Raw genomic sequence first — 24,080 nt, forward strand, 5'->3', positions numbered from 1 at the left:
TGCAATAAGTCAAAAAATGTAGAAAAGGGCTATAAATGTAAGCTTATTATCCGACAAAACCATATATAGGATTTGCCTTACAGGCGCGAATGCTTATATTAAACCTGAACCACAACCACAACTATGAAAAGAATCCTGCTTCTCGGTGCCGGTCGCTCGGCGGCTTCTCTCATTAAATACCTCTGCGATAATGCTGCTAGAGAAAACTGGCGCATCCGGATTGGGGACATCTCTGTTGCCCACCTGCAGCCCCTCCTGGATGCGATCACTTGTGTAGACATCATCAACTTTGATGTTCACAATGAACGGCAACGGGCCGAGGAAGTGATGCAGGCAGATGTCGTTATTTCACTTTTGCCGGCTGCCTTTCATATGGAGGTAGCAAAAGAGTGCCTGAAGCAGCATAAGAACCTCATCACCGCCAGCTATTTAACCCCTGCATTTGAGGCGCTGCGCGAGGAGGCAGAGGAGAAGGGCCTGACAATACTGATGGAGTCCGGGCTGGACCCGGGCATAGACCATATATCGGCCATGGCGGTGATTCGGCGCATACAGGAAGCTGGTGGTAAACTAACCTCCTTCAAGTCGTTTACCGGTGGGTTGGTAGCACCTAACTCTGATAGCAACCCGTGGCATTACAAGTTCACATGGAACCCGCGCAATGTCGTGTTGGCAGGACAGGGGACAGCAAAGTACATTAAAAACGGAGCTTACAAGTACATCCCGTACCACCAACTGTTCAAGCGCACCGATGATTTTTTTGTGGACGGCTACGGGCATTTCGAAGGTTACGCCAACCGGGATTCCCTCAGTTACCGGGAGCACTATGGCCTGCGCGACATACCCACGATGCTGCGTGGCACACTACGTCGCCCTGGTTACTGCGAGGCATGGAATGTATTTGTACAGTTAGGCTTAATAGATGATAGCTATACTCTTGAGGACGTTGAGCATATGACCAACCGTAGCTTTCTGGAAGCTTTCCTGCCTCCTGCCACCGTAGATGGACGAAGTACGGCTGAGCGCCTGGCGGCATACACAGGCATTCCGGCTGAAGGGGATGTAATGGCAAAGCTGGCATGGCTCGGACTATTCGAGGAAAAACCCATAGCACTGTCCAAAGCCACACCTGCGCAGGTGCTGGAAAAAATCCTGAAGGAGAAATGGACACTGGACCCGGGCGACAAGGACATGATTGTAATGCAGCACCTGTTCGAATACGAGCAGGATGGGAAGCAGCGTGAGGTTGTCTCTACCTTAGTCGCAACCGGCGATGATGCAACACACACTGCCATGGCCAAAACGGTAGGTTTGCCTGTAGGTATATTGGCTAAAATGATGCTGCAGGGCAAGATCACGAGGAAGGGAGTCATTATTCCCATTCATCCCGAGTTATATGAGCCTGTGCTGGAGGAGCTTAAACAATATGGGGTTGACTTTATCGAGAAGGAGCGGGTACTGCAGGAATAGGAGTGACGGACTCCTCAGGATAGCTTCTGCACCACTCAGAGGCTTTGCAACGTGCGCAGCTCCTGCGGGGATCAGCACCACCCAAAGGCATAGTTTCAGAACTGGAGGTAATATGGCCCGAGCAGCTTAGCAAACTCAGTGGTATAGGTAGCCTTGTCTTCTTCCCGAATAAAAAACTGCCTAGTTTCGGGAGTTGTGGTTGATGTAAAAGTATAAGTCTGGATATGACGGATACACTTCCCGCCTTTGTAGGTATACACCTCAACCGTTTCAGCTAAATGGAGCCGATGTGCCAGCGCTAACTTCTCAAACAATGCCGCCTCGGCAGGTGGGAGCAGCAGGTACAGTTTCCCTCTCTGCTTCAGGTGCTGCTGCGCAAATAACAGGATGTCTTCAAATAAAAGCACTCCGGTATGCTTTGCTGCATTCCTGGCTGCATCCGGCGATTTGAGTGAGGAGAGAAAGAAAGGCGGGTTCGATAAAATGATATCATACTGCACCTGATTATTTTCAGCATACTGCTGCAGAGACAATGGATACAGGTGAAGCCGGGGCTTCCATGGGCTAATGGCAAAATTATAGGTGGCCTGTACCTGTGCCTCCGAATTTATCTCCACTGCGTCTATAGTTGCCTCGCTTCGCTGTGCTACCATAAGCGAGAGCAGTCCAGTGCCCGCCCCAATATCCAGGATACGTTCGGCACCTGCTACTTCCACAGCAGCTCCAAACACGCAGGAGTCAGTGCACACTTTCATGGCACACTTGTCCTGCTCTACCCGGAACTGTTTAAACTGGAAGTAAGTATTTGGCATGGGTTTAATTTTGAATAATCGAATAACTGAGTGATTGAGAAAATGGTGGAATATATTTATGTACTCAGTATAATGCCTCCTCGCATATTCAGTTATTCAAAATTCAGTTATTCATGATTTTCACTCAGCTCGGCTGCGACGCACCAGACTCAAAACCTTCATCGATGAGCAGGTTAGGAGACAAAGCGCTGGCTACTGCCAGTTCATCACAACGTTCGTTTTCAGGGTGGCCGGCGTGGCCTTTTATCCAGACGAATTTTACCTGGTGCTTAGCATAAACACGTAGGAAACGGGCCCAAAGGTCTGCATTTGCCTTGCCTTTGAAGCCTTTCTTCTGCCAGCCGAATACCCACCGCTTTTCAACGGCATCCACCACATACTTAGAATCGGAGTAGATGGTAACGGGCATGCCTGGTTTGGTGATAGCCTCCAGCCCCACAATCACGGCCAGTAGCTCCATGCGGTTATTGGTAGTTTTGCGGTAGCCCTGGCTTATTTCCTTTACATGCTGCTTCCAGCGCAGAATAGTGCCATAGCCTCCAGGGCCAGGGTTTCCGCGCGAAGAGCCATCTGTGAAGAGTTCTATCATGGTTAAAGTAATTTTAAATAGCTGAATTTTGAATGACTGAATATTACTTGGTGGTGTTCTTTCTGGCCTTTGCCATTACCGATAGTATTTCAGATGATTCTTTCATCAGTGGATTAATTGCGGTACGAGTGGTGGTGCCTGACTCCTCCAGTAACTCCAGCCAAAAGAGCGTTTCATCTGCTTCTTCAATCACAATACTGATTTCTGAATGGAACTCGGCGAATGATCTGGCTCTGCATGCGGCTCGGTTGTTAGAAGCAACGGAGGTGGCAGATCTTAGTAGCTGTCGCTTCATGATAACAGCTTCTTCTGATTTAGGAAGCGTTTTAGAAAAATGAATCACATCTATAGCTAATCTTTTTGCCCTCTTCTGAAACTGCTCTATAAATTCTTTTCTGTCTAGGTTCATTCTATTCAGTTATTCAAAAGTCAGTTATTCAAAATTAACTACAGGTTTGTCTTGAAAAGCTTTATGGCAATGGCCAGCAGGATAATGCCGAAGATTTTACGAAGGATGTTTGCTCCGTCTTTGCCAAGCTTGCGCTCAATGGTGGCCGAGCCTTTTAGTACCACATATACAAAGCCCAGGTTCAGCACAATACCTACCAGTACGTTCGGTAGGGAGTAGGCTGCCCGTAGCGAGAGAAGGGTTGTCATGGTGCCGGCACCTACTATCAGCGGGAACGCCAAAGGCACAATAGAACCACTCTTGGATTCAGGATCGGAATGAAAAAAGTCCTTGCCGAGAATCATTTCTAAACCAATCAAAAAGATAATGATAGCACCGGCCATGGCGAAAGACTGGAAATCGATGCCAAACAAGCTTAGGATAGACTGGCCCAGGAACAGGAAAACAATCATCAGGATGCCTGATACAATCGTTGCCTTACCTGATTCAATTCTGCCTTCCCGTTTGCGGAGATCAATGATGATGGGAATGGAGCCGATGATATCAATCACGGCAAAGAGCGTGAGCGTTACAGAAGCTATCTCTTTGAAACTAAAAATTGAATTTAAATCCACTTGTTTTCTTGTTGCCTGATGCTGTGCTGGTGCAGAAGATACAGCTGATAAAACCCAAGATAAACCCCTTACCCGTCCATGTAGAACTAGGGTGCACGTGGCGCTTATCAGGCCGCAAAGGTAGCAGACTTATGCGTAATAGTGCAGGAAAAAGCGCTTCAGTTCTTCGAACTCCTCGTCTGTGATGGCAGGGAAGTTCGCGATGCGGAAGGTGTTTCGCGCCCAGGGACCATAGCCGTTGCCAAGGCGCATGTTGTGGTGCAATGCCCGTTTCTTAATATCATCTACCAATTTCTCGCTGGCCTGTAGCGCCAGCACCGTTTTGGAGCGAACTTCCGCATTCTCCACCAACAGTTTAAAATCATTAAACTGCTCGAAGAAAGTATAAAGGTCCTGTGCCCGCGCCGTAAGCTCCAAGTCGATAGACTTGATGAAAGGGCGGTCCTCCAGCACGCGCTTTAGAAGATAGATGTTGAGCACATTGGGCGTGTGGGTGGTCTGGTAGTTCAGCATCTTCTCGTACATCGACACCAGGCTGTTGTAGTGGCTCCGCTCCCCAATTTGTTTTGCCCGGAAAATAGCACGGGGCGAGCAGGCTATAACGGCCAGACCGGCTGGCAACCCAAAATTCTTCTGCACCGACGAAAACCAGATGTCGGCTTTTATCATTTTCAGATTCAGACCGGCCATAGACGACGTAGCATCCACGGCAATAAGGGTGTCGCGGAAACGATTGTGCAGGTTGAGGATGCACGCCGATGATACTTGTGTGCCGTTAGAGGTTTCGTTATGGGTGAAGCAGATTAATTCTGTGTCTTTGCTGATTTCCAGTTCGCTTACAGGCATCGGGCTATTCAAATCAAACTGAAAGCCTTCTGATTTAGGGCGTAACTTCTGGGCATACTGGCACCATTTCTCACCAAACGACCCATTATAAATGTGAAAGCTTTTGTGTTTGGTAAGGCTTTGGATAAGTACCTCCCAGCACTCTGTAGCTGACGAAGTGAAAAAGATATAATAATCCTGCGGAATGTTGAGCCGGCGCTTGATGGAACCCACCACCGCACGTGACATCTGAACGAACTGCTCTCCTCTATGCGGCGTACTCAGTATACCCTCGTCATACGCATCTACCATATAGTTGCGTACATCGGGATATAGTTTAGCCGGGCCAGGATAGAAGTTGAGCATACGCGTAATGATACAGAAAATATAGTATATTTACTATATAAAAGCAAATTTATAATAGACGAGTATATAACGACACTTGTTACGCTTACTTTATGCCAAAACCAATTTGTTTCGGTTTCATTCGCTCAAAGTACTGAATGGCAAGGCGGTAGCTCTCCAGGCCAAATCCTGCTATAACGCCGGTGCAGTATGCAGCAAGCATGCTTTTATGGCGGAAAGCCTCGCGGGCGTATACGTTTGAAATGTGTACCTCCACCACTGGCGTGTCAATGGCTTTGATGGCATCAGAAATAGCCACCGACGTATGGGTATAGGCGCCTGCATTGAATACAATGCCTTTGTAGTCACTAAAGCCTACCTCGTGCAGCTTATCAATCAGTGTGCCTTCGGTGTTTGATTGAAAATAGGAGAGCTCCAGTGCCGGGAAAGTCTCCTGCAGCTCTTCAAAATAATCTTCAAAGGAGCGGCTGCCATAAACAGATTTTTCACGGGTTCCTAACAGGTTCAGGTTAGGCCCATTCAGGATGATAATCTTCATAGTCTGGTTTTGATAAGCGTTCTTGCAAATTTCCGAGGCTACAAAGGTACAGATTAACTATCTTTGCTATCGTTTTTGACAAAAGAATTTAGACAAAGGACAAAAGATTGTCGTCTGTCTGTAGTTTGTTTAGAAAGGTTCTTTCACTTTTGTCATTTGTCTGTTACTACAAAAAGTCTTTCTGCATAAGAAAATGAACTGGCCCCTCTGTATTAAACAATTCGAAGAGTACCTGAAGCTGGAGAAGTCGCTCTCGCGTCATTCTGTGGAGGCATATCGCCGCGACATCAGAAAGCTGACGGAATTCCTGGAAATTAAAAAGGTGCAGGTGGCTCCCGAGCAAATAACTCCTGCCGTACTCCGTGATTTCCTGGAATGGATTGGAGAATTGGGAATGACAGCCCATTCTCAGGCACGTACCTTGTCTGGCATCCGTGCCTTCTATAAGTTCCTGATTATGGAGGATATGCTGCAGAACGACCCGACAGACACCATTGAAGCGCCGAAGCTGGCCCGCAAACTACCCGACACGCTGCACTTTCACGAGATAGAGCTGTTATTGGCTGCCATTGATCTTTCCACACCGGAAGGCACCAGAAACCGGGCGATGCTGGAGACGCTCTACAGTTCGGGACTGCGTGTGTCTGAACTGCTTGACCTTAAAATCAGCCACCTGTATGAGGACATGGGCTTTTTAAAAGTAGCTGGTAAAGGAGACAAAGAGCGCCTGGTGCCTATCGGGCGCGATGCGCTGAAGCATATCAAGCTGTACCGGGAAGGCGTGCGCTGCCACCTTACCATTAAGAAAGGCCACGAAGACGTGCTGTTTCTGAACCGCCGCGGAGCCAAAATGACCCGCGTGATGGTATTCACCATCATCAAAGATTTGACGGCCAAGGCCGGTATCCAGAAAACGGTGAGCCCACACACGTTCCGCCACTCCTTCGCCACTCACCTGATAGAAGGTGGTGCCGACCTGCGTGCCGTGCAGGAAATGCTGGGCCACGAATCCATCACCACTACCGAAATCTACACCCATCTGGACAGAGATTATCTGAAGCAGGTGATTAAGGACTACCATCCCAGAAGCTAGCGTATTCCAAAGACCTCGCAGTGCGCGCGGCTCCTGCGAGCGTCTGGTGTTGACTAATTTGGGAAGATGCTGTGAGTTCAAAGCTATCAACAGGTCTGTGAGATTTTCTCGCTGTCCCACTGTTGTTGGTGTTTTCACAAACAACTAGATTCAAGCCATGCAATTATAGCTTTGCTTCACTCCAAATCCTGGCTTTTGAGAGTATAAGCTGTGTTATTAACCTCTTAAAGTAGCTGTTGGTGAAACACCATTAACGGCAAAAGTGGCTGTAGTAATCCCTTACCCACACATCACCTAAAATATCCAATTCATCCTTACATCCTGAATTCCTGATCTTATATTTGCAGGTAACCTATAACTCACATAATCTCACCCGCTGTGTACAAAAGCCTCCTGCGCCCGCTTCTTTTCCAGTTTGATCCTGAGAATGTTCATTACCTGACAACAGGTGCCTTGCGTGCTTCGTTAAGGCTGCCTTATGCCGGGGGAATTACCAAAAGCATGTTTCAGGTGCAGGACCCGCGCCTGGAGCGGGAGTTATTTGGCTTGAAGTTTCCGAACCCGGTGGGGCTGGCCGCTGGTTTCGATAAGGACGCGATGCTGGTGGATGAGATGGGGGATTTAGGTTTTGGCTTTGTGGAAATCGGCACACTGACGCCGAAGCCGCAATCAGGTAATGAGAAACCAAGGCTTTTTCGCCTTCCGAAAGACCAGGCCATTATTAACCGTATGGGCTTTAACAACAAAGGCGTGGATGCGGCGGTGGAACGGTTAAGAAAGCGCAAAAGCAACATTATAGTGGGCGGCAACATCGGCAAAAATAAAGTTACGCCCAACGAGGAGGCCTTAAACGATTACATTTACTGCTTTAAGGCGCTGTATGACGTGGTGGATTATTTTGTGGTGAACGTAAGCTCACCTAATACGCCTGACCTGAGGGCGCTACAGGACAAAGAGCCCCTGAAAAGGCTGCTGCTGGCAGTACAGGAGCAAAATGCCCGCATGCCGAAGGCAAAGCCGTTGCTGCTGAAGATAGCCCCGGATTTAAACATGGCCCAGCTCAACGACATCATAGAGATTGCGGTGGAAGCTAAGCTTAGCGGTATCATCGCCACCAACACAACAGTAAGCCGCAAAGGACTGGTAACACCAGAGCAACGGGTAGCAGAAATGGGCATGGGCGGCCTGAGCGGTAAGCCGCTGCGGCAGCACGCCACTCAGATTATCCGGCACCTGCGCACGTTCCTGCCTCCAGAGATTCGCATTATCGGCGTGGGGGGGATCATGACGGCTGATGATGCAGTAGAGAAGCTGCAGGCAGGCGCCGACCTGGTGCAGTTGTACACCGGATTTATCTATGAGGGCCCTGCTCTGATAGGTAAAATCAATAAGAAGCTGCTCGCCAGATAATTTACATTGCCTCCATATTTACGCTCGCAATGATGCGAAAAATTGTAAATTTGGAAATCAACTTTAGTCAAGGGTATGGCCAAGAACACTTACAGAGAAGATACGCTGCAAGCAGCGCGGAAGAATGAGGTGCGGGGTAAGAACGAGCCACGCGGAGCGAATGTGCCAAAAGGAGCAAAGCCAAAGAAGCCGAAGCGGAACTGGTCTTTCAAACTACCCTCAATGCCCAGTTTCAGGATTGGTTTTTTGCAGGATCGCCGTTTTAAGCTGACCGTTGGCTTTACTTTCCTGCTGTTTTCTTTTTTCCTGACCATTGCTTTTGTCTCTTATCTCTTTACCGGTAACGCCGACCAGAGCGTGGTGGAAACCGTAAATGGCACCGGCTTAAAAGAGTCAGGGCAGGAAGCGGAAAACTGGCTTGGTTTGTTCGGTGCCTGGTTGTCGCACATCTTTATATATGACTGGGTAGGCCTAGGTGCCTTCTTCTTTATACCTGTCCTGTTTTTTGCAGGCCTGGGCATAGTGTTCAAGCGCGTAAATGTGTCCATGACGTATGTGCTGGGGCTGTGCAGCTTCTCTATGCTGTGGACCAGTCTGATGCTGGGCTATATCGTTTTTGCCTCAGGCTCTGTCGGTGAATTGGGCTTTTTGGGTGGTGGCATCGGTATTGAGGCAGCCATCTGGCTGAACAGTCTCATTGGCTGGGGCTCCTGGCTGCTGCTGGGCTTCCTGCTGCTGCTCTTCCTGGTGAGTTTCTTTAACATCACGAGCATCAACTGGAGCCTGAAGTCAGCCGAGGTGGCGGAGGATGCCGATGCTGCTCCGGAAAAAAGCTATGGCTCTTCTCTGGGTGATGTGCTTGGCACTGATGCCCGCGGCATTAACCACAACGCCGACCCTACTGCGTCACTGGAAAGGGAGGAAGATGAGGAGGTGCCTTTCGAAGAAGAGGACAATGATGAAATAAACAGGGCGCTGGAAATGGAGCTGAACTCTATCCCTCCCAAAAAGGAAACACCTCCTGCACCTGCCAAACCTGCTGCTCCGTCCCTGGAACTGGATATAGAGCTGGATGATGAGATAGAGTTGGAGGATAGCTTTGCAAACGAAGAGGAGCCTGTGGATGATATGCAGCTACAGATAGCAGCGCCACCGGAGGAAGAAGAGGCTGAAGTTATATCCGGCGAAAATTATGACCCGACGCTGGACCTTGCCCGTTACCAGTACCCGCACATTGATCTGCTCACGGACTATGGCGTGAACAAAATTCAGGTAAGCAAAGAGGAGCTGGAGGCAAACAAAGTAAAGATTGTAGAGACGCTTGGGCATTATAATATCGGTATTGCTAAAATTTCTGCCACCATCGGCCCAACTGTAACCCTTTATGAGATTGTGCCGGATGCGGGGGTGCGTATTTCTAAAATCAAGAACCTGGAGGATGACATTGCACTGAGTTTAGCGGCTTTGGGTATTCGTATTATTGCCCCGATTCCAGGAAAAGGAACCATTGGTATCGAGGTGCCGAACACGAAGAAGGAAATGGTGCCAATCAAATCTATTCTTGCTACAGAGAAGTTCATGAAGAGCGAGATGGACCTGCCAATTGCCTTCGGTAAAACCATCACCAACGAAGTGTTCATTACGGACCTGGCCAAAATGCCGCACCTGCTGATGGCGGGTGCCACCGGTCAGGGTAAGTCAGTTGGTTTGAATGCCATCCTGACATCGCTGCTCTACAAGCGCCACCCTTCGCAGCTTAAGTTCGTTCTGGTTGACCCGAAGAAAGTGGAATTATCGCTGTTCAACAAAATTGAACGCCACTTCCTGGCCAAGTTGCCGGACACCGACGAGGCCATCATCACCGATACCAAAAAGGTGGTGAACACGCTGAACTCGCTCTGTATGGAGATGGATATGCGCTACGACCTGCTGAAAGATGCGGGTTGCCGAAACCTGAAAGAGTATAACCGCAAATTTGTGGAGCGCAAGCTGAACCCAAAAAAAGGGCACCGCTTTATGCCGTTCATCGTGTTGGTAATCGACGAGTTGGCCGACCTGATGATGACAGCGGGCAAAGAGGTGGAAACGCCGATTGCACGTCTGGCCCAGCTGGCCCGGGCCATCGGTATCCACCTGGTAGTGGCCACGCAGCGTCCGTCCGTGAACGTTATTACGGGTATTATCAAGGCAAACTTCCCGGCACGTATTTCTTTTAAAGTAACTTCCAAAATCGACTCCCGCACTATTCTGGATGCCGGTGGAGCCGACCAGCTGATTGGCCAGGGGGATATGCTGTTTTCCATCGGGTCTGATATGATTCGTATACAGTGTGCCTTCGTGGACACGCCGGAAGTAGACCGTATCTGTGACTTTATCGGGGAGCAGCAGGGGTATGACGATGCCTACCTGCTGCCAGAGTTCGTGGGTGACGAGAGCGGCAACGAGAAAGCAGATTTCGACCCATCAAACCGGGATCCTCTGTTTGAGGAAGCTGCCCGTATTATTGTGCAGCACCAGCAGGGAAGCACCTCGCTGCTGCAGCGCCGCCTGAAGCTTGGTTACAACCGCGCAGGCCGCCTGATTGATCAATTAGAGTCTGCGGGTGTAGTAGGGGCGTTTGAGGGAAGTAAGGCACGTGAAGTTTTAATACCGGATGAATACAGTTTGGAACAGTTATTGAATACACTCGGGTAGAACTTTAAACGAGTACCTAAGGATATGAAAAGATTACTATCTCTACTAGTTGTTGCCCTGATGTTTGTAAACCTGGCACAGGCGCAGCAAGACCCAAAGGCAGGCAAGATACTGGATGCCATGAGCCAGAAATACAGAACGATGAAAGCTTTTAAAGCAGACTTCGCTCAAACATTAGAAAATCCGTCTGCCAAAGTAAAAGAAACAATGGCAGGAAATATATTAGTGAGTGGCGATAAGTACCGCTTAGGCGTGAGCGGCCAGGAAATCATCAATGATGGTAAACTGATGTGGACTTTCCTGAAAGATGCAAATGAAGTAACCATCATGGAAAGTGATGAGGAGGCTGAGTCTATGTCGCCAAGCAAAATTTTCGATATGTATAAGAAAGGCTATAAGTACTCTTATGCCGGAACTGAAACAATAGAAGGTGGTAAGTATGATGTGATCGAACTTGCGCCGGAAGACCGAAAGAACCCCATCTACAAAGTGCGTCTTTTCATCAATCAGAAAGATAAGAGCCTGAAGAGCTGGGAGATGTTCCGTAACAACGGTAACCGCTATACTTATACCATCAAGAATTTCCAGGCTAACCCAACGCTTGCTTCCGATGCTTTTACTTTCAATAAAGCCAAACACAAAGGTGTAAGTGTGGTTGACCTAAGATAACCTGTACTTCCTGTAGAAAAAGAAAGCGGCTGCTCCGAATCAGAGCAGCCGCTTTCTTTTTCTACAGGCTTTTGTTACTTACACGACTTGATTTTCTGTGCTGGGGCATCAGAAGTCACAGTATCTTTGTCTATTGTACGACAATAGACTCTGTGATAAACTGTTCTTCGCCTGCCCAGAACTGAAGGGTGTAGGTGCCTGCTTTGTCGGGTTTAAAAGAGTAAGTGGCTTCGCGGGTAGTGATTGCCTGCGTACAAAAGCCTTCCTGGTAATGCGGGTAAACTTTAACGGTAATGGTATTACCGTTCCTGGAGTCTTCAAAACTGCCAAATTCTCCACAGCCGTTTTTAACTAAAAAGTGAACGGTTACAGCTACAGTCTCTCCTGCCGTAGCGGTTTCAGGTGCGTTAACCTGCACTACAGGAGCAGGAAAGGCTGTCAGGGGTGCAATTTCAATGGCTTCTTCCTCTTTAGAACAGCTCAGTAGGAAGAAAGCTATCAGGGTGGATAAAATAGCTATAGTTTTCATAATAATTTACGCTCTTTATATAACGACTCCATTCCGGTAAAATTAGTTGCAGTGGCAAGAAAGGAGAATAAATTTTACTGCCTGCCTCAAATTCATACTTTTGTATAAACCTTCACCTCATTTCAAGCCCATGACAAGAGAGCAGCTTTTTGAGCAGATTCTACAGAAGAAATCATACCTGTGCATCGGCCTCGACACCGACCCTAAAAAACTGCCACAGCACCTGCTGGATACGGAAGACCCTGTATTTGAATTTAACCGCCAGATAATAGAGGCAACTGCTGATCTTTGTGTGGCTTATAAACCAAATATCGCTTTTTATGAAGCACAGGGTCCACAAGGCTGGGTGAGCCTGGAGAAAACGCTGCAGGTGATACCAGAGAATATTTTTACCATCGCCGATGCCAAGCGCGGTGATATCGGTAACACATCTGAGCTTTATGCCCGGGCTTTTTTCGAGACCTTGCAGTTTGATTCTGTAACGGTAGCCCCCTACATGGGAGCCGACTCTGTGAAGCCGTTTCTGGTGCAGGAAGGAAAATGGGTCATCCTTTTGGCGCTTACTTCAAATGCTGGCAGCCAGGACTTCCAGATGCTGCACCTTGGGGATGGAAGTGAGGAATACCTCTTTGAGCAGGTCCTGCGTGCCAGTGCTACCTGGGCCACTGCCGACCAGATGATGTATGTAGTAGGTGCTACCCAGGCTGACTACGTGCAGCGGGTACGAAAGCTGGTGCCCAATCATTTCCTGCTGGTGCCGGGTGTAGGAGCGCAGGGCGGTAGCCTGGAAGACATCTCCAAACTTGGAATGAATCAGCAGTGCGGTCTGCTTGTAAATTCCGCCCGCGGCATCATTTATGCCTCCTCCGGCCGTGACTTTGCAGAGAAAGCCCGGGAGGCAGCCCTTGCTGTACAGCGTGAGATGGAGGTTTACCTGGAGCAATACGTGCAGCACTTATAAAATATTCCTGAACCTGTATAACGTGCAGCTATCTAGTATAGAGCATATTTAAAATAAGGTTGGCTTTCAAGGAGTTTCCGGTAAAGTAAATCCATACGCTCCGCTGCTGGTAGTTTTAATTATAAGCTCGTGTTCTGGCTGGTAAATACGTACAGAGAAAATCAATCAGGTTTGAACAATACATTTAGAGAAATTCAGATAATATGACCAGAAACGATATCCTCCGCCGCATCCGCTATACCTTTGACTACAATGACTCTGAGATGATAGCGCTCTTTGCATCGGGTGGCAAACAGGTAACGCGTGCCGAGATAAGTGACTGGCTGAAGAAGGAAGACGACCCGGAGAGCAAGGAGATAGATGATGAGAACCTGGCGGCATTCCTGAACGGGTTTATCAATGAGAAGCGTGGCAAAAAAGAAGGAGAGCAACCTTCGCCGGAGAAGAAACTGAACAACAACATCATCCTGCGTAAACTCAAAATTGCCCTTGGTCTAAAGGACGAGGATATAATCAAAATACTTGAGCGAGTGCGTTTCAGGCTTGGTAAAGCAGAACTAAGTGCTTTTTTTCGGAACCCAAGCCAGACCCAGTACCGCCCGCTAAAGGACCAGATTCTGCGTAATTTCCTGCAGGGCATGCAGGAAGAGTACCACGGCAAAGAAAAGTGAAACTACTGCTCTCCTAAACCCACACTGGTATGAAAGAAGACTTCTTACACTACATCTGGCAGCATCAGTACTTTAGCAAAATGAATCTGACCACTACAGAAGGGGAGCCTTTGCAGGTGCTGCGGATTGGCTTTTACAACACAGATGCCGGTCCTGATTTCAGGGAAGTCTTGCTGAGAATAGGGGAGGTGGAATGGTCAGGAAGTGTTGAAGTGCATCTGAGAGCCTCTGACTGGCACCGCCACCAGCACCAGCTCGACGAGAAGTATGACCAGGTGGTGCTGCATGTGGTGTGGGAGGCCGATGTGCCTGTTTATCGCATAGATGGCACAAAAGTGCCGGTGCTCCTGCTGCAAGGGCGCGTAGACCTGTCGCTGCTTCAGACTTATGAGCAACTCCAACAGGCAAAAGATGCCGTGCCCTGTGCTGCATTCTGGCCTGCCGTGCCGCAGATAACTAAAACGCTGATGCTGGAGCGGGCCCTCGTGGAGCGGCTGGAGGCTAAAGGGGAGGAGGTGCTGCAAACGCTGCAGTATTATACTAATGATTGGGAGCAGACCGCTTACCACATCCTGCTTCGTGGCTATGGTTTTAAGGCAAACCAACAGGCATTTGAGGAACTGGCAAAAGCTTTGCCCCTGACGGTGGTGCGGCGGCACCAGCAAAGCATGCTGCAACTGGAGGCACTGCTGTTCGGTCAGGCTGGCTTTTTAGACGATGCCGGGGATGCATATACCACACAGCTTCAGAATGAGTATTCTTTTCTTAGTCATAAATATAGCTTAACAGCTAAAGCTGTGCCGCGCCACCGCTGGAATTTTCTGCGTATGCGGCCGGCAAATTTCCCGACGGTACGGCTCGCTCAGTTGGCAGCCGTACTGCACCAGCAACAGGCATTTTTCTCAAAAGTGTTAGAAGCAAAAACTATAAAGCAATACGCAGCGCTTTTCCAGGCCCCGGTGTCAGATTATTGGCAGGAACATTATCTCTTTGGTAAGCAGAGCAAAGGCCTGCAGAAAAGCATGGGCAAAAGCAGTGCTCACAGTCTCATCATCAACGTAGCGGTACCGCTATTGGCTGCTTACGCCGGTTTTAGTGATAACCGCTTTTACCTGGAAAAAGCCCTTTCTTTACTCGAAGCTTTAAAAGAAGAAAGTAATAAAATAACGCGGCACTACGAGGAGTTGGGCTGGCAGGCAAAGTCAGCAGCCGACAACCAGGCAGCCCTGAGCCTGTACAAGCGTTATTGCGCACCTGTAAACTGCATGCACTGCGCGATCGGAAATAAGATTATGAAGCAAAGCAATACTGCCGCGTGAGTGTACTGGTTTACGTGCTGAACTTCCTGCTGCTAGGAGGACTTGTGTGGTGGATGCAACGGCAGGAGTGGGCAAAGGAGTTAAAGCCATACTTTTATCCTGCCTTATTCTTAAAGCTTGTATGCGGGGTGTCGCTGGGTTTGCTGTACACCTATTATTATCCCGGTGGTGATACAATGGCCTACCACGATGCCTCCCTTTTCCTGACAGCTTATGCGAAGCAAAATACCGGTGGCTACCTCAGGCTATTGTTTTTTAACACGTTCGAAAGTGAAGCGTTCAGAGCAACTGTCCCTTATTCAACGTTCGCTGATTTTTCGAATTCCTTTTACTTCATCAAGCTACTGAGTGTCCTAAACTGGGTAACCTCCGGCTTTTATTACCTGAATGGGTTATACCTGTCGCTTTTTAGCTTCTGGGGTGCTGCATGGCTGACTTATGTGCTGTGCCGGCTGTTTCCGCAGTGGCACGTGGCGGCTGTAGTTGCTTTTCTGTTCTTTCCCTCTGTGGCGTTTTGGAGCGCGGGTTTGTCTAAAGATGCCCTTATGTTTGGTAGTATGTGCTGGGCTATCGCCTTTGCGCTTTCCGTGGCACATGGGCAGCGCATGGCCCTCTGGCAGACTTTAACGTTGCCGCTGCTACTGTACGTTTTCATTAAAATCAGGCTCTTTAATAGCGCTATCATAGTACCCTTGCTGCTGCTGTATATTTTTGTCAAACAAGCGGCAGAGAAATTAGGCGTGTTTAAACAGCAGCAGGTGCAAGGCTTCTTGGTTTCTGTTGCCATAGGACTACTGCTGGTTATTTTACTGCAGGATTTTCTTCCAATGGAGTACCTTCTGGAGCATAGTTCGCGAAACTACTTCTCAATGCTTAAACTGTCTTTGCATGGGCCGCATATGGTACTAGAAAGGATGGGGCCTTCTCTTAAGGGTCTGGTATACAGTTATCCGGAGGCTTTGTTTAGCGCTGTATACCGGCCATTTTTAGGAGAAGCATGGGCGCCACTGTACGTGTTGCTGGGGCTGGAGAATCTGCTTCTGCTGTTTTTAACGGTTATGGCTTTCGCTTCTGTTCTAAAGCGCCGCGGTTTTAAAATAAGCCTGTTGCACGTGCTGTTCCTGTTTTATGTGTTGTTGCTGGGAGGTATAGTGGGCCTTACAACGCCTAACTTCGGTACCCTTAGCCGCTATCGAATTGTATTTTTGCCTTTCCTGGTGTATCTGCTGCTTCAGAACAGGTTTGCACAGCGCCTGTTACAACATCTCAAGCTGTAACCTGTACTTTCAAACTCTCTTACAAATTCGTACCTTTGCGCCTTATTTAAGATGGAACTATGTCAAATCCAGTAATCATATTAGGCGCCCAGAAACTGGGTACAGCCGCTTTAGATATATTTAACAGCAACAGTGTGGTGGTGTACTGCTTCCTGGACGACAGCGGGAAACTGCAGCAGGAGGAAGTGAACAACGTGTCGGTGATGAGCAGCACGGAAGACAATGAATTTCTAAAGCTCATCGGAAACAAATGCGATGTTTTTGTGGCCGTAGAGGATTCAGCTGCCCGTAAAGGCCTTATCAAGATGCTGAAAGACGAGTACAAAGTGGTGCCGGTGAATGCTATCCACCGTTTCAGCTCTGTGTCGGAGCATGCCTGGTTGGGCCACGGCAACATGATTGCGGCAGGCGCTGTGGTGAACAACAATGCCAAAGTAGGCAACTATACTCTGATACAGGCAAGAGCTGTGGTAGACGCCCACGCCGAGGTCGGAGACTTTGCCCAGATTGGTGCCGGAGCCATCATCAACTCAGAAGTGGTGGTAGAAGAAGGAGCCTTTATCGGCTCAGGTGCTGTGGTGGTATCTGGTGTTAAAATCGGGAAAAATGCCCGTGTGGGTGCAGGTTCTGTAGTAGTAGCGGATGTACCGGCCAAAGCCACAGTATTCGGCAACCCCGCTGCCCCGGTAAAGTAAACTTTTATGTGTGCCAGGGCTGTTATAGGGCAGAACTGACAAAAGTCATTTTGTAACTTTTTACCAGAAGCTACCTTTGTAGCATTAATGAGTTGGCTACATGTTGTAATTTTTAAGAGGCAGCTTTATTATGTAGGCAGTCCTTTTAAGATAAACACATGTAGTTAGCTAAAATGAAATCATCAAAAAACTTAACACTTAGCTGAATCTAAGCCGTTATGAGCAAACCATACAACATCCTGCTTTATTACTGCTATTCCCCGATAGCAGACCCTGAGACGTTCCGCGAGGAGCATCACTTGCTGTGCCTGGAGCTGAACATGCTCGGCCGTATCATAGTGTCTAACGAAGGGCTGAATGGCACCGTGTCGGGCACAAAAGAAAGCTGCGAAAAGTATATGCAGGCGCTAAAGTCTGACCCGCGTTTCGCTAAAATCGACTTCAAAGTGGATGAGTCGGATATACATGCTTTCACAAAGCTGCATGTGCGCACGAAAACTGAAATTGTGCACTCCGGCCTGCTGCACGTAGACCCGAACGTGCGTACCGGTGTGCATTTGTCGCCGAAGGAGTTCAGGGATATGAAAGACCGTGACGACGTGGTGGTGCTGGATGTGCGCTCTGATTACGAGCACAGCGTGGGACGCTTTAAAAATGCCGTGACCCTGGACATCGAGAACTTCCGTGAATTTCCGGAGAAGGTGGATGAGCTGAAGGAAAAGTACAAGGATAAGAAAATTCTGACGTACTGCACCGGCGGTATCAAGTGCGAAAAGGCAAGCGCTTTCCTGCTGGAGAAGGGTTTCGAGAACGTGTATCAGCTGCACGGGGGTATCATCAAATATGGCATGGAAGCCGGAGGAGAAGATTTTGAAGGCAAGTGCTATGTGTTCGATAACCGCGTGGCTGTGGATGTGAACCGCGTGAACCCGACAGTAGTGTCGGAGTGCCATGTGTGCGGTACCAAGAGCGATCGCATGGTGAACTGTGCGAACCCTGTTTGTAACCTCCATGTGTCTATCTGCGAGAAGTGTGGCTGGGAAATGGAAGGTGCCTGCTCTACGGAGTGTAAGGAGCACCCTGAAAAGCGCCCTTATGATGGTACCGGCTACTACCAGAAAGCAACAAATGGTTATAATCCCTTGAAAGGATTCAACCGCAGGAAGAAAACTGACGTACAACTATAAGTATTCTCTAAAGCTAAGAAAGAGCGTGTGGCCCCAAAGCCCACGCTCTTTCGCTTTTTTATACCTTTGCAAACAAGACGCAGGACTTACGACACAGGACAACAAGAAAGTATTTTAATGTGGGTGTTCATGAAGTTTATTTTTTAGCTTGAGCTATTAGTCCGACGTCTTTTGACCTATCAAATCAAAACTATGGCATCAATTCCCGAATCAGAATTAATTATAAACCCGGATGGTACAATCTACCACCTAAACCTTTTGCCGGAACACATTTCAGACACCATCATCACGGTAGGAGACCCGGAGCGTGTGCCTAAAGTCAGTAAATACTTCGATGAAATCGAGGTGGCCGTGGTAAAACGCGAGTTTGTGACGCACACTGGCTACTACAAAGGCAAACGCCTGACGGTTATCTCCACAGGCATGGGCACAGACAACATCGATATCCTGATGAATGAGCTAGATGCCCTGGTGAACGTTGATTTTCAGTCGCGGGAGCCAAACGTGGAGAAGATAAAGCTGAACATCATCCGGGTTGGTACTTCCGGGGCTTTACAGGATACAGTGCCACTTGGGAGCCACCTGGCGTCTCACACGGCGGTGGGGCTTGATACGCTGATGGAGTTTTACCCGCTGGAGCAGAACGAGGAAGAACTAGCGCTTGTATGGGCTCTGCAGGAAGCGCTGGGAATAGGCTTCAGACCATATTGTGTTAATGGCTCCCAAAGTTTGCTTAAGAAAATAGCTTACGATATGATACCGGGTAACACACTTACCTGCCCCGGGTTTTATGCTCCACAGGGGCGTGTGTTGCGCGGCGGCCTGCGTAATCCCAACCTCCTGCAGCGCTACCACGACTTCCGGTTAAATAACTTTAAGTTTACGAACTTCGAGATGGAAACTGCTGGTTACTATAGCATGGGGCGACTACTGGGGCACGAGGTGCTGTCGCTGAATGCCATGGTTGCAAACCGCGTATCGCAGACGTTTGCAGCCAATGCTGATGAAGTGATAGATGACTTGATTGTGAAAGTGCTGGAAAGGGTATAGCACAACTTGCTTTAAAGCAGTACTTCCTCTTATAAACAAATAGCCCCGGCAGTTATGCTGCCGGGGCTATTTGTTTATAAGCCTTTTCATAAAATCAAAACGTTGCCTTTTTATTTATATGAAAGAACCCATTAGAAAAACTCTACTCCTAAAACCGAATTGATTGGAATATATCTACCTGCTTTCAGCACCATAAACAGGTCGTCGACAGCCCAAACGGTGGTATCGACTCTTTTTTTCTCGCCATCTGCGGTTTGGAAGGTTATTTCAACTTTTCCGCGGTGCATGTTGCCAAGGGAGGTGGCTCTGTTTATGTCCCACTGCCGCTTTTTACGGGCCGTTAAATCAGTCAGGACATCTTCCTGGGCAAAATTAAATTGAGAAAGCTGCTCTTTCTCTACCAGAGGAATCGGGTTTAGCATTGTGTTCATATATTAGTTAAATTGCTTGAAGTGATTAAACACTCAACTAATATACATAAAAAAAACTAACAGTTATAACAACAGTATTTTTTTTACAGTTTCTGTAAAAAAGCCAGCGTATCTACACCATCTGCATAATCCCACACCATGGGGCGTTGTGCTTCGCCGAACGGGATACTTCCTTCTAGCCAACCATGCGCCGACACCACAACCTGTGTCTTATCCTGCACAGCCTTCAGTTTCTGGCGTAAGTCATTCAGAGAACTAAAAGTGTCGTAGAACAGCACGGAAATAGGAGAGACAAGTGCCTCGCTCTGCTGCACCAGCATAAAGCCGTTGTCGAAGTGCGGCACCCGGTTTACCAGCAGAATAGATTTGTTGTAGTCGTAGTTGTTCTGGTACTTGTGGTGGTCCAGCAAGCTTTGGCGTTGAGCGTTGGCTTCAAAAAACTTATCAAACGTATAGCCTTCCGGCACAAACACTTTGGATACATTGCGGCACCCAAGGCCATAGTAACGGAAAGCATCATCTCCCAGTGCCCTTAGGTCATCTTCCTCCTCGTGCCCGGTAAGCACACCAATACTGCTGCGGTTTTTACGAATAATGTGTGGGCGCTTCGCAAAGTAGTACTCAAAGTAGCGGGCTGTATTGTCAGAACCGGTGGCTATAATGGCATCGGCCTCTTTCAGCAGGTTCACAAACTCAAACTGGTTCGCAAAGGCAGGTTCAATTCCAACCAGCATGTTGGCAAGGCGTTTTATCAGCAGTTCGTCATCTGAGCTAAGCTTAGCCAGAAGATAATGGCCGCTTATCAGCACCGCCAGAAAATCGTGGAAGCCTACCATCGGAATGTTGCCTGCCATTACTACGCCAACCTTTTTAGGTGTAACCTGTTTAAGGTGGTAAGGGTAAAGCCATTCACGGAGGTATTGTTCCTCCAGCATTTGTATGATGCCGCTCAAAGCACAGGAAACATTTTCTTCGGTGAACCAGGGATTGCGTGACATAGCCACCTGGGCCCACGCCTGCCGGTCGTCCGGGGTTAAATTTCGCAGCTGTTTCCCAAGTTCTACGAAAGCCTCAATCCTGTTCTCTAATGTCATGGCAAATACGTGCGTTGAAAAATTTATTTGATAGGAATACTTAATGTTCCTAATTTTGTTGTTTAATAGAAATCAAGAAATACAAAAGTATAAAAAATATACAGGAGATACGACTATGGCGATAATGATAACCGATGAGTGCATCAACTGCGGTGCCTGCGAGCCGGAATGCCCAAACACTGCCATCTACGAAGGTGGCATGGAATGGACATGGGGTGGTGGTACCGAACTGAAAGAGGTGGAGATTGATGGAGGAGAGATCATCCCCGGAGATGCCCCACAGGCACCTATCTCGGATGAGTTCTACTACATCGTTTCAGATAAATGTACAGAATGTATGGGCTTCCATGAGGAGCCGCAGTGCGCTGCTGTCTGCCCGGTGGATTGCTGTGTGGACGACCCGGACTACCGCGAGACAGAGGAAGAGCTGTTAGCCAAAAAAGACTGGCTGCACCAGGTGGCATAAACCTGTGCACTATAAAAGCTGGAAAGCCTGCCTCTCCGGCAGGCTTTTTTATTGTGTGGTTGTGACCTTGCAGCGTGCGCAACTACTGCGGGTGCCTGTGGTAAAAGCCGCTGCTTCGTGGAGATTAAACGCAAAATAGTGGGTCTCTACCCTGTAATCTAAACATACAGGTCTGACAGGCACTGCAAGGATTGGTCACAAAAAATATGTAATTTCGCAGTCCCAATCACAGGAAAACAGTATACGATGTCGATTTCAACGAAATATAACCCCAAAGAAATAGAGCAGAAGTGGTACGACAGCTGGATGCAGCACGGCTTCTTCCACTCTGAGCCCAACCCGAACAAGGAGCCTTATACCATCGTGATTCCGCCGCCAAATGTGACGGGTGTGCTGCACATGGGCCACATGCTCAACAACACCATTCAGGACGTGCTGATACGCCGCGCGCGCATGCAGGGCAAAGAGGCCTGCTGGGTGCCCGGCACCGACCACGCTTCCATTGCCACAGAGGCAAAGGTGGTGGCCATGCTGAAGGAACGCGGTATCAGCAAAAAAGACCTGACACGGGAGGAGTTCCTGAGCTATGCCTGGGAGTGGAAAGAGAAGTACGGCGGCATTATCCTGGACCAACTGAAGAAACTCGGCGCTTCCTGCGATTGGGAACGCACCCGCTTCACGATGGAGGTCGACATGAGCGCTGCTGTGATTGAAGTGTTCGTAGACCTGTACCGCAAAGGCCTTGTTTACCGTGGCGTGCGTATGGTAAACTGGGACCCGCAAGGCGGTACTGCGCTTTCTGATGAGGAAGTGATACCAAAAGACACCATGGCCAAAATGTACCACCTGCAGTACGAGGTGGTGGATGGTGCTACTTCGGAACCTACCTACATTACGGTAGCCACTTCACGCCCTGAAACCATTATGGCGGACGTGGCTGTGGCTGTTAACCCGAATGACCCGCGCTATACGCACCTGCACGGTAAGAGCGTGCGCATTCCGTTGCTCGGCAAGGAGATTCCTGTCATCCTGGATGAGTATGTGTCCATTGACTTTGGTACAGGGGCTCTGAAGGTAACGCCGGCGCACGACCTGAACGACTATGAGCTGGGGCAGAAGCACAAACTGCCGACCTTTGACATCCTGAACAATGACGGCACCCTAAATGAGCAGGCGCAGCTGTATGTGGGGCAGGACCGTTTTGCTGCCCGTCGCAACATCGTAAAAGACCTGCAGGAGGCGGACTTGCTGGTAAAGATTGAGGAGTACCAGAGTGTGCTGCAGACATCAGAACGTACGGGTGCCGTAATCGAGCCGCGCCTGTCGATGCAGTGGTTCTGCAAAATGGACGCCATGGCGAAGCCGGCATTGGACGCCGTAATGAACGACGATATTCGCCTGCACCCGCCTAAGTTCAAAAACATGTACCGCTCCTGGATGGAGGGCATCCGGGACTGGTGTATTTCACGCCAGTTGTGGTGGGGGCAGCGCATTCCGGCTTATTACCTGCCGGACGGCTCGCATGTAGTGGCTACTACGGCGGAGGAGGCCCTGGAACTTGCCCGCAGGGAAAGCGGAAACGACCAGTTGCAACTGGCAGACCTGCACCAGGATGAGGACGTGCTGGATACGTGGTTCTCGTCGTGGCTGTGGCCGATTTCTGTGTTTGATGGCTTCAAAGATCCAGACAACAAAGACATCCTGTACTATTACCCAACGAACGACCTGGTAACGGCTCCGGAAATTCTCTTCTTCTGGGTGGCCCGTATGATCATGGCCGGCTATGAGTTCCGCAAGGAGATGCCGTTCAAGAATGTGTACCTGACCGGTATCGTGCGCGATGCACAGGGACGCAAAATGTCTAAATCGCTGGGTAACTCACCAGACCCGCTGGACCTGATTGAGCAGTTTGGTGCCGACGGTGTGCGTGCCGGTATGCTGTTCAGCTCACCAGCCGGTAACGACCTGCTGTACGACGAGAAACTGGTAGAGCAGGGGCGTAACTTTACAAACAAAATCTGGAATGCCTTCCGCCTGATCAAAGGCTGGGAGGTAGACGATAGCCTGCCTTGCCCGAACGAGACAGCCATTAACTGGTTTGATTCACGGTTTAACGAGGCCTTTGTGCAGATAGAAGACCACTTCAGCAAGTTCCGTATCTCGGATGCGCTGCTGGCGGTGTACAAGCTGGTGTGGGATGATTTCTGCTCCAATTACCTGGAGATGATCAAGCCTGCATACCAGAAGCCAATTGACAGGCAAACCCTGGACGCAACGGTGAAGCTGCTGGAGAATGTGCTGAAGGTATTACATCCGTTCATGCCTTTCATCAGTGAGGAAATCTGGCACGAGCTGAAGGAACGTAAGAAAAAGGAGTACCTGATTGTTTCTGCCTGGCCAAAAAAGAACAAGTTCGACAAGGACATCATTGAGAAAATGGAGAATGTGCTGCAGGTAGTAGGTGCCGTGCGCAACGTTCGTAACTCCAAAAATATCTCAAACAACAAACAGCTGGACCTGTACATGAAAGTAGCGAACCAGGAAAGCTATAGCTCATTTACTGCTATCCTGCGCAAGCTGGCTAACCTTGATGAGATTCAGTTTGTAGAGGAGAATCTGGAGGGCGCTATCAGCTTTATTGTGGGCAGCGATGAGTTCTTTATCCCGATGGAGGGCAACATCGATGTGGCTGCTGAGCGCGAACGCCTCACCAAAGAACTGGAGTATACCAAAGGTTTCCTTGCTTCAGTTAATAAAAAGCTGAGCAATGAGCGCTTTGTAAACGGTGCTCCGGAGGCTGTGATTGCCGGTGAGCGCAAGAAAAAGGCCGATGCCGAAGCCCGTATCAGTGCCATTGAGCAAAGCCTGGCCACGCTGTAAGCATAAAGCCATTTCATTCAATAAAAAAGGA

Annotated in this window: 23 protein-coding genes; 14 read left to right on the forward strand and 9 right to left on the reverse strand. The window is 48.9% G+C overall.

Features of this window, described 5'->3' with window-relative positions; translation table 11 throughout:
• Nucleotides 1-123: 123 nt before the first annotated feature.
• The gene (locus tag ACYVB1_RS12380; protein ID WP_460923967.1) at nt 124-1,470 is read left to right on the forward strand and encodes a saccharopine dehydrogenase family protein; all 1,347 of its coding nucleotides are present in this window, start codon (nt 124-126) and stop codon (nt 1,468-1,470) included.
• 95 nt (nt 1,471-1,565) lie between these two features.
• Here the strand turns inward: ACYVB1_RS12380 and ACYVB1_RS12385 are convergent, their stop codons facing one another.
• From ACYVB1_RS12385 to aroQ, 6 genes are all read right to left on the reverse strand, one after another.
• Nucleotides 1,566-2,282, reverse strand: a complete 717-nt coding sequence (locus tag ACYVB1_RS12385; RefSeq protein WP_460923969.1) for a tRNA1(Val) (adenine(37)-N6)-methyltransferase — start codon at nt 2,280-2,282, stop codon at nt 1,566-1,568.
• Between the two features lie 124 nt (nt 2,283-2,406).
• Nucleotides 2,407-2,871, reverse strand: a complete 465-nt coding sequence (gene rnhA / locus ACYVB1_RS12390; protein WP_460923970.1) for a ribonuclease HI — start codon at nt 2,869-2,871, stop codon at nt 2,407-2,409.
• Nucleotides 2,872-2,914: 43 nt separating this feature from the next.
• Nucleotides 2,915-3,280 carry a four helix bundle protein gene (locus tag ACYVB1_RS12395; protein ID WP_460923971.1) on the reverse strand — a complete coding sequence of 122 codons (366 nt, stop codon included), beginning with the start codon at nt 3,278-3,280 and terminating at the stop codon, nt 2,915-2,917.
• A 38-nt stretch (nt 3,281-3,318) separates the two neighbouring features.
• Nucleotides 3,319-3,879 carry a MarC family protein gene (locus ACYVB1_RS12400; protein ID WP_460924104.1) on the reverse strand — a complete coding sequence of 187 codons (561 nt, stop codon included), beginning with the start codon at nt 3,877-3,879 and terminating at the stop codon, nt 3,319-3,321.
• A gap of 144 nt (nt 3,880-4,023) precedes the next feature.
• A complete protein-coding gene (locus ACYVB1_RS12405; RefSeq protein WP_460923972.1) occupies nt 4,024-5,085 on the reverse strand; it encodes an aminotransferase class V-fold PLP-dependent enzyme in 1,062 nt (353 codons plus the stop codon).
• Nucleotides 5,086-5,170: 85 nt separating this feature from the next.
• Nucleotides 5,171-5,623, reverse strand: a complete 453-nt coding sequence (gene aroQ, locus ACYVB1_RS12410) for a type II 3-dehydroquinate dehydratase (RefSeq protein WP_460923973.1) — start codon at nt 5,621-5,623, stop codon at nt 5,171-5,173.
• Between the two features lie 193 nt (nt 5,624-5,816).
• Here aroQ and xerD point away from each other — a divergent pair, with 193 nt between their 5' ends.
• The 4 genes from xerD to ACYVB1_RS12430 all read left to right on the forward strand — a co-directional run bounded on the left by xerD (nt 5,817) and on the right by ACYVB1_RS12430 (nt 11,489).
• A complete protein-coding gene (xerD, locus tag ACYVB1_RS12415) occupies nt 5,817-6,716 on the forward strand; it encodes a site-specific tyrosine recombinase XerD (RefSeq protein WP_460923974.1) in 900 nt (299 codons plus the stop codon).
• 378 nt (nt 6,717-7,094) lie between these two features.
• A complete protein-coding gene (locus tag ACYVB1_RS12420; protein WP_460923976.1) occupies nt 7,095-8,126 on the forward strand; it encodes a quinone-dependent dihydroorotate dehydrogenase in 1,032 nt (343 codons plus the stop codon).
• A gap of 75 nt (nt 8,127-8,201) precedes the next feature.
• Nucleotides 8,202-10,820 carry a DNA translocase FtsK gene (locus ACYVB1_RS12425; protein WP_460923977.1) on the forward strand — a complete coding sequence of 873 codons (2,619 nt, stop codon included), beginning with the start codon at nt 8,202-8,204 and terminating at the stop codon, nt 10,818-10,820.
• A 24-nt stretch (nt 10,821-10,844) separates the two neighbouring features.
• The gene (locus ACYVB1_RS12430) at nt 10,845-11,489 is read left to right on the forward strand and encodes a LolA family protein (protein ID WP_460923978.1); all 645 of its coding nucleotides are present in this window, start codon (nt 10,845-10,847) and stop codon (nt 11,487-11,489) included.
• A gap of 130 nt (nt 11,490-11,619) precedes the next feature.
• On the opposite strand, the gene ACYVB1_RS12435 is transcribed toward ACYVB1_RS12430, so the two are convergent.
• The gene (locus ACYVB1_RS12435; RefSeq protein WP_460923979.1) at nt 11,620-12,018 is read right to left on the reverse strand and encodes a hypothetical protein; all 399 of its coding nucleotides are present in this window, start codon (nt 12,016-12,018) and stop codon (nt 11,620-11,622) included.
• 130 nt (nt 12,019-12,148) lie between these two features.
• On the opposite strand from ACYVB1_RS12435, the gene pyrF reads away from it, so the two are divergent.
• The 7 genes from pyrF to ACYVB1_RS12470 all read left to right on the forward strand — a co-directional run bounded on the left by pyrF (nt 12,149) and on the right by ACYVB1_RS12470 (nt 19,178).
• On the forward strand, nt 12,149-12,979 hold the full coding sequence (gene pyrF / locus ACYVB1_RS12440) for an orotidine-5'-phosphate decarboxylase (protein WP_460923980.1): 831 nt from the start codon (nt 12,149-12,151) through the stop codon (nt 12,977-12,979).
• Between the two features lie 203 nt (nt 12,980-13,182).
• Complete coding sequence (locus ACYVB1_RS12445) at nt 13,183-13,650, forward strand: YehS family protein (protein ID WP_460923982.1); 468 nt, start codon at nt 13,183-13,185, stop codon at nt 13,648-13,650.
• Nucleotides 13,651-13,679: 29 nt separating this feature from the next.
• Nucleotides 13,680-14,969 (forward strand): DUF2851 family protein, encoded by a 1,290-nt coding sequence (locus ACYVB1_RS12450; protein WP_460923984.1) that lies wholly within the window; start codon nt 13,680-13,682, stop codon nt 14,967-14,969.
• On the forward strand, nt 14,966-16,246 hold the full coding sequence (locus ACYVB1_RS12455) for a hypothetical protein (RefSeq protein ID WP_460923986.1): 1,281 nt from the start codon (nt 14,966-14,968) through the stop codon (nt 16,244-16,246). The genes ACYVB1_RS12450 and ACYVB1_RS12455 overlap by 4 nt, the downstream gene beginning before the upstream one ends.
• A 59-nt stretch (nt 16,247-16,305) precedes the next feature.
• Entirely contained in the window at nt 16,306-16,941 is a 636-nt protein-coding gene (locus ACYVB1_RS12460; RefSeq protein ID WP_460923988.1) for a NeuD/PglB/VioB family sugar acetyltransferase, read from the forward strand.
• 218 nt (nt 16,942-17,159) lie between these two features.
• Entirely contained in the window at nt 17,160-18,128 is a 969-nt protein-coding gene (gene trhO / locus ACYVB1_RS12465; protein ID WP_460923990.1) for an oxygen-dependent tRNA uridine(34) hydroxylase TrhO, read from the forward strand.
• Nucleotides 18,129-18,320: 192 nt separating this feature from the next.
• Complete coding sequence (locus ACYVB1_RS12470; protein WP_460923991.1) at nt 18,321-19,178, forward strand: nucleoside phosphorylase; 858 nt, start codon at nt 18,321-18,323, stop codon at nt 19,176-19,178.
• Nucleotides 19,179-19,309: 131 nt separating this feature from the next.
• On the opposite strand, the gene ACYVB1_RS12475 is transcribed toward ACYVB1_RS12470, so the two are convergent.
• A complete protein-coding gene (locus tag ACYVB1_RS12475) occupies nt 19,310-19,609 on the reverse strand; it encodes a hypothetical protein (protein WP_460923993.1) in 300 nt (99 codons plus the stop codon).
• A gap of 83 nt (nt 19,610-19,692) precedes the next feature.
• A complete protein-coding gene (locus tag ACYVB1_RS12480) occupies nt 19,693-20,703 on the reverse strand; it encodes an acyl-CoA reductase (RefSeq protein ID WP_460923995.1) in 1,011 nt (336 codons plus the stop codon).
• A gap of 115 nt (nt 20,704-20,818) precedes the next feature.
• On the opposite strand from ACYVB1_RS12480, the gene ACYVB1_RS12485 reads away from it, so the two are divergent.
• Together ACYVB1_RS12485 and ACYVB1_RS12490 are read left to right on the forward strand one after the other, a co-directional pair.
• Nucleotides 20,819-21,169, forward strand: coding sequence for a 4Fe-4S dicluster domain-containing protein (locus ACYVB1_RS12485; protein ID WP_460923997.1), 351 nt, complete (start codon nt 20,819-20,821; stop codon nt 21,167-21,169).
• 246 nt (nt 21,170-21,415) lie between these two features.
• Nucleotides 21,416-24,049: a valine--tRNA ligase gene (locus tag ACYVB1_RS12490; RefSeq protein WP_460923999.1), complete on the forward strand. Its 2,634-nt coding sequence runs from the start codon at nt 21,416-21,418 to the stop codon at nt 24,047-24,049.
• Nucleotides 24,050-24,080 lie beyond the last annotated feature (31 nt).

Source organism: Pontibacter brevis (assembly GCF_054779655.1).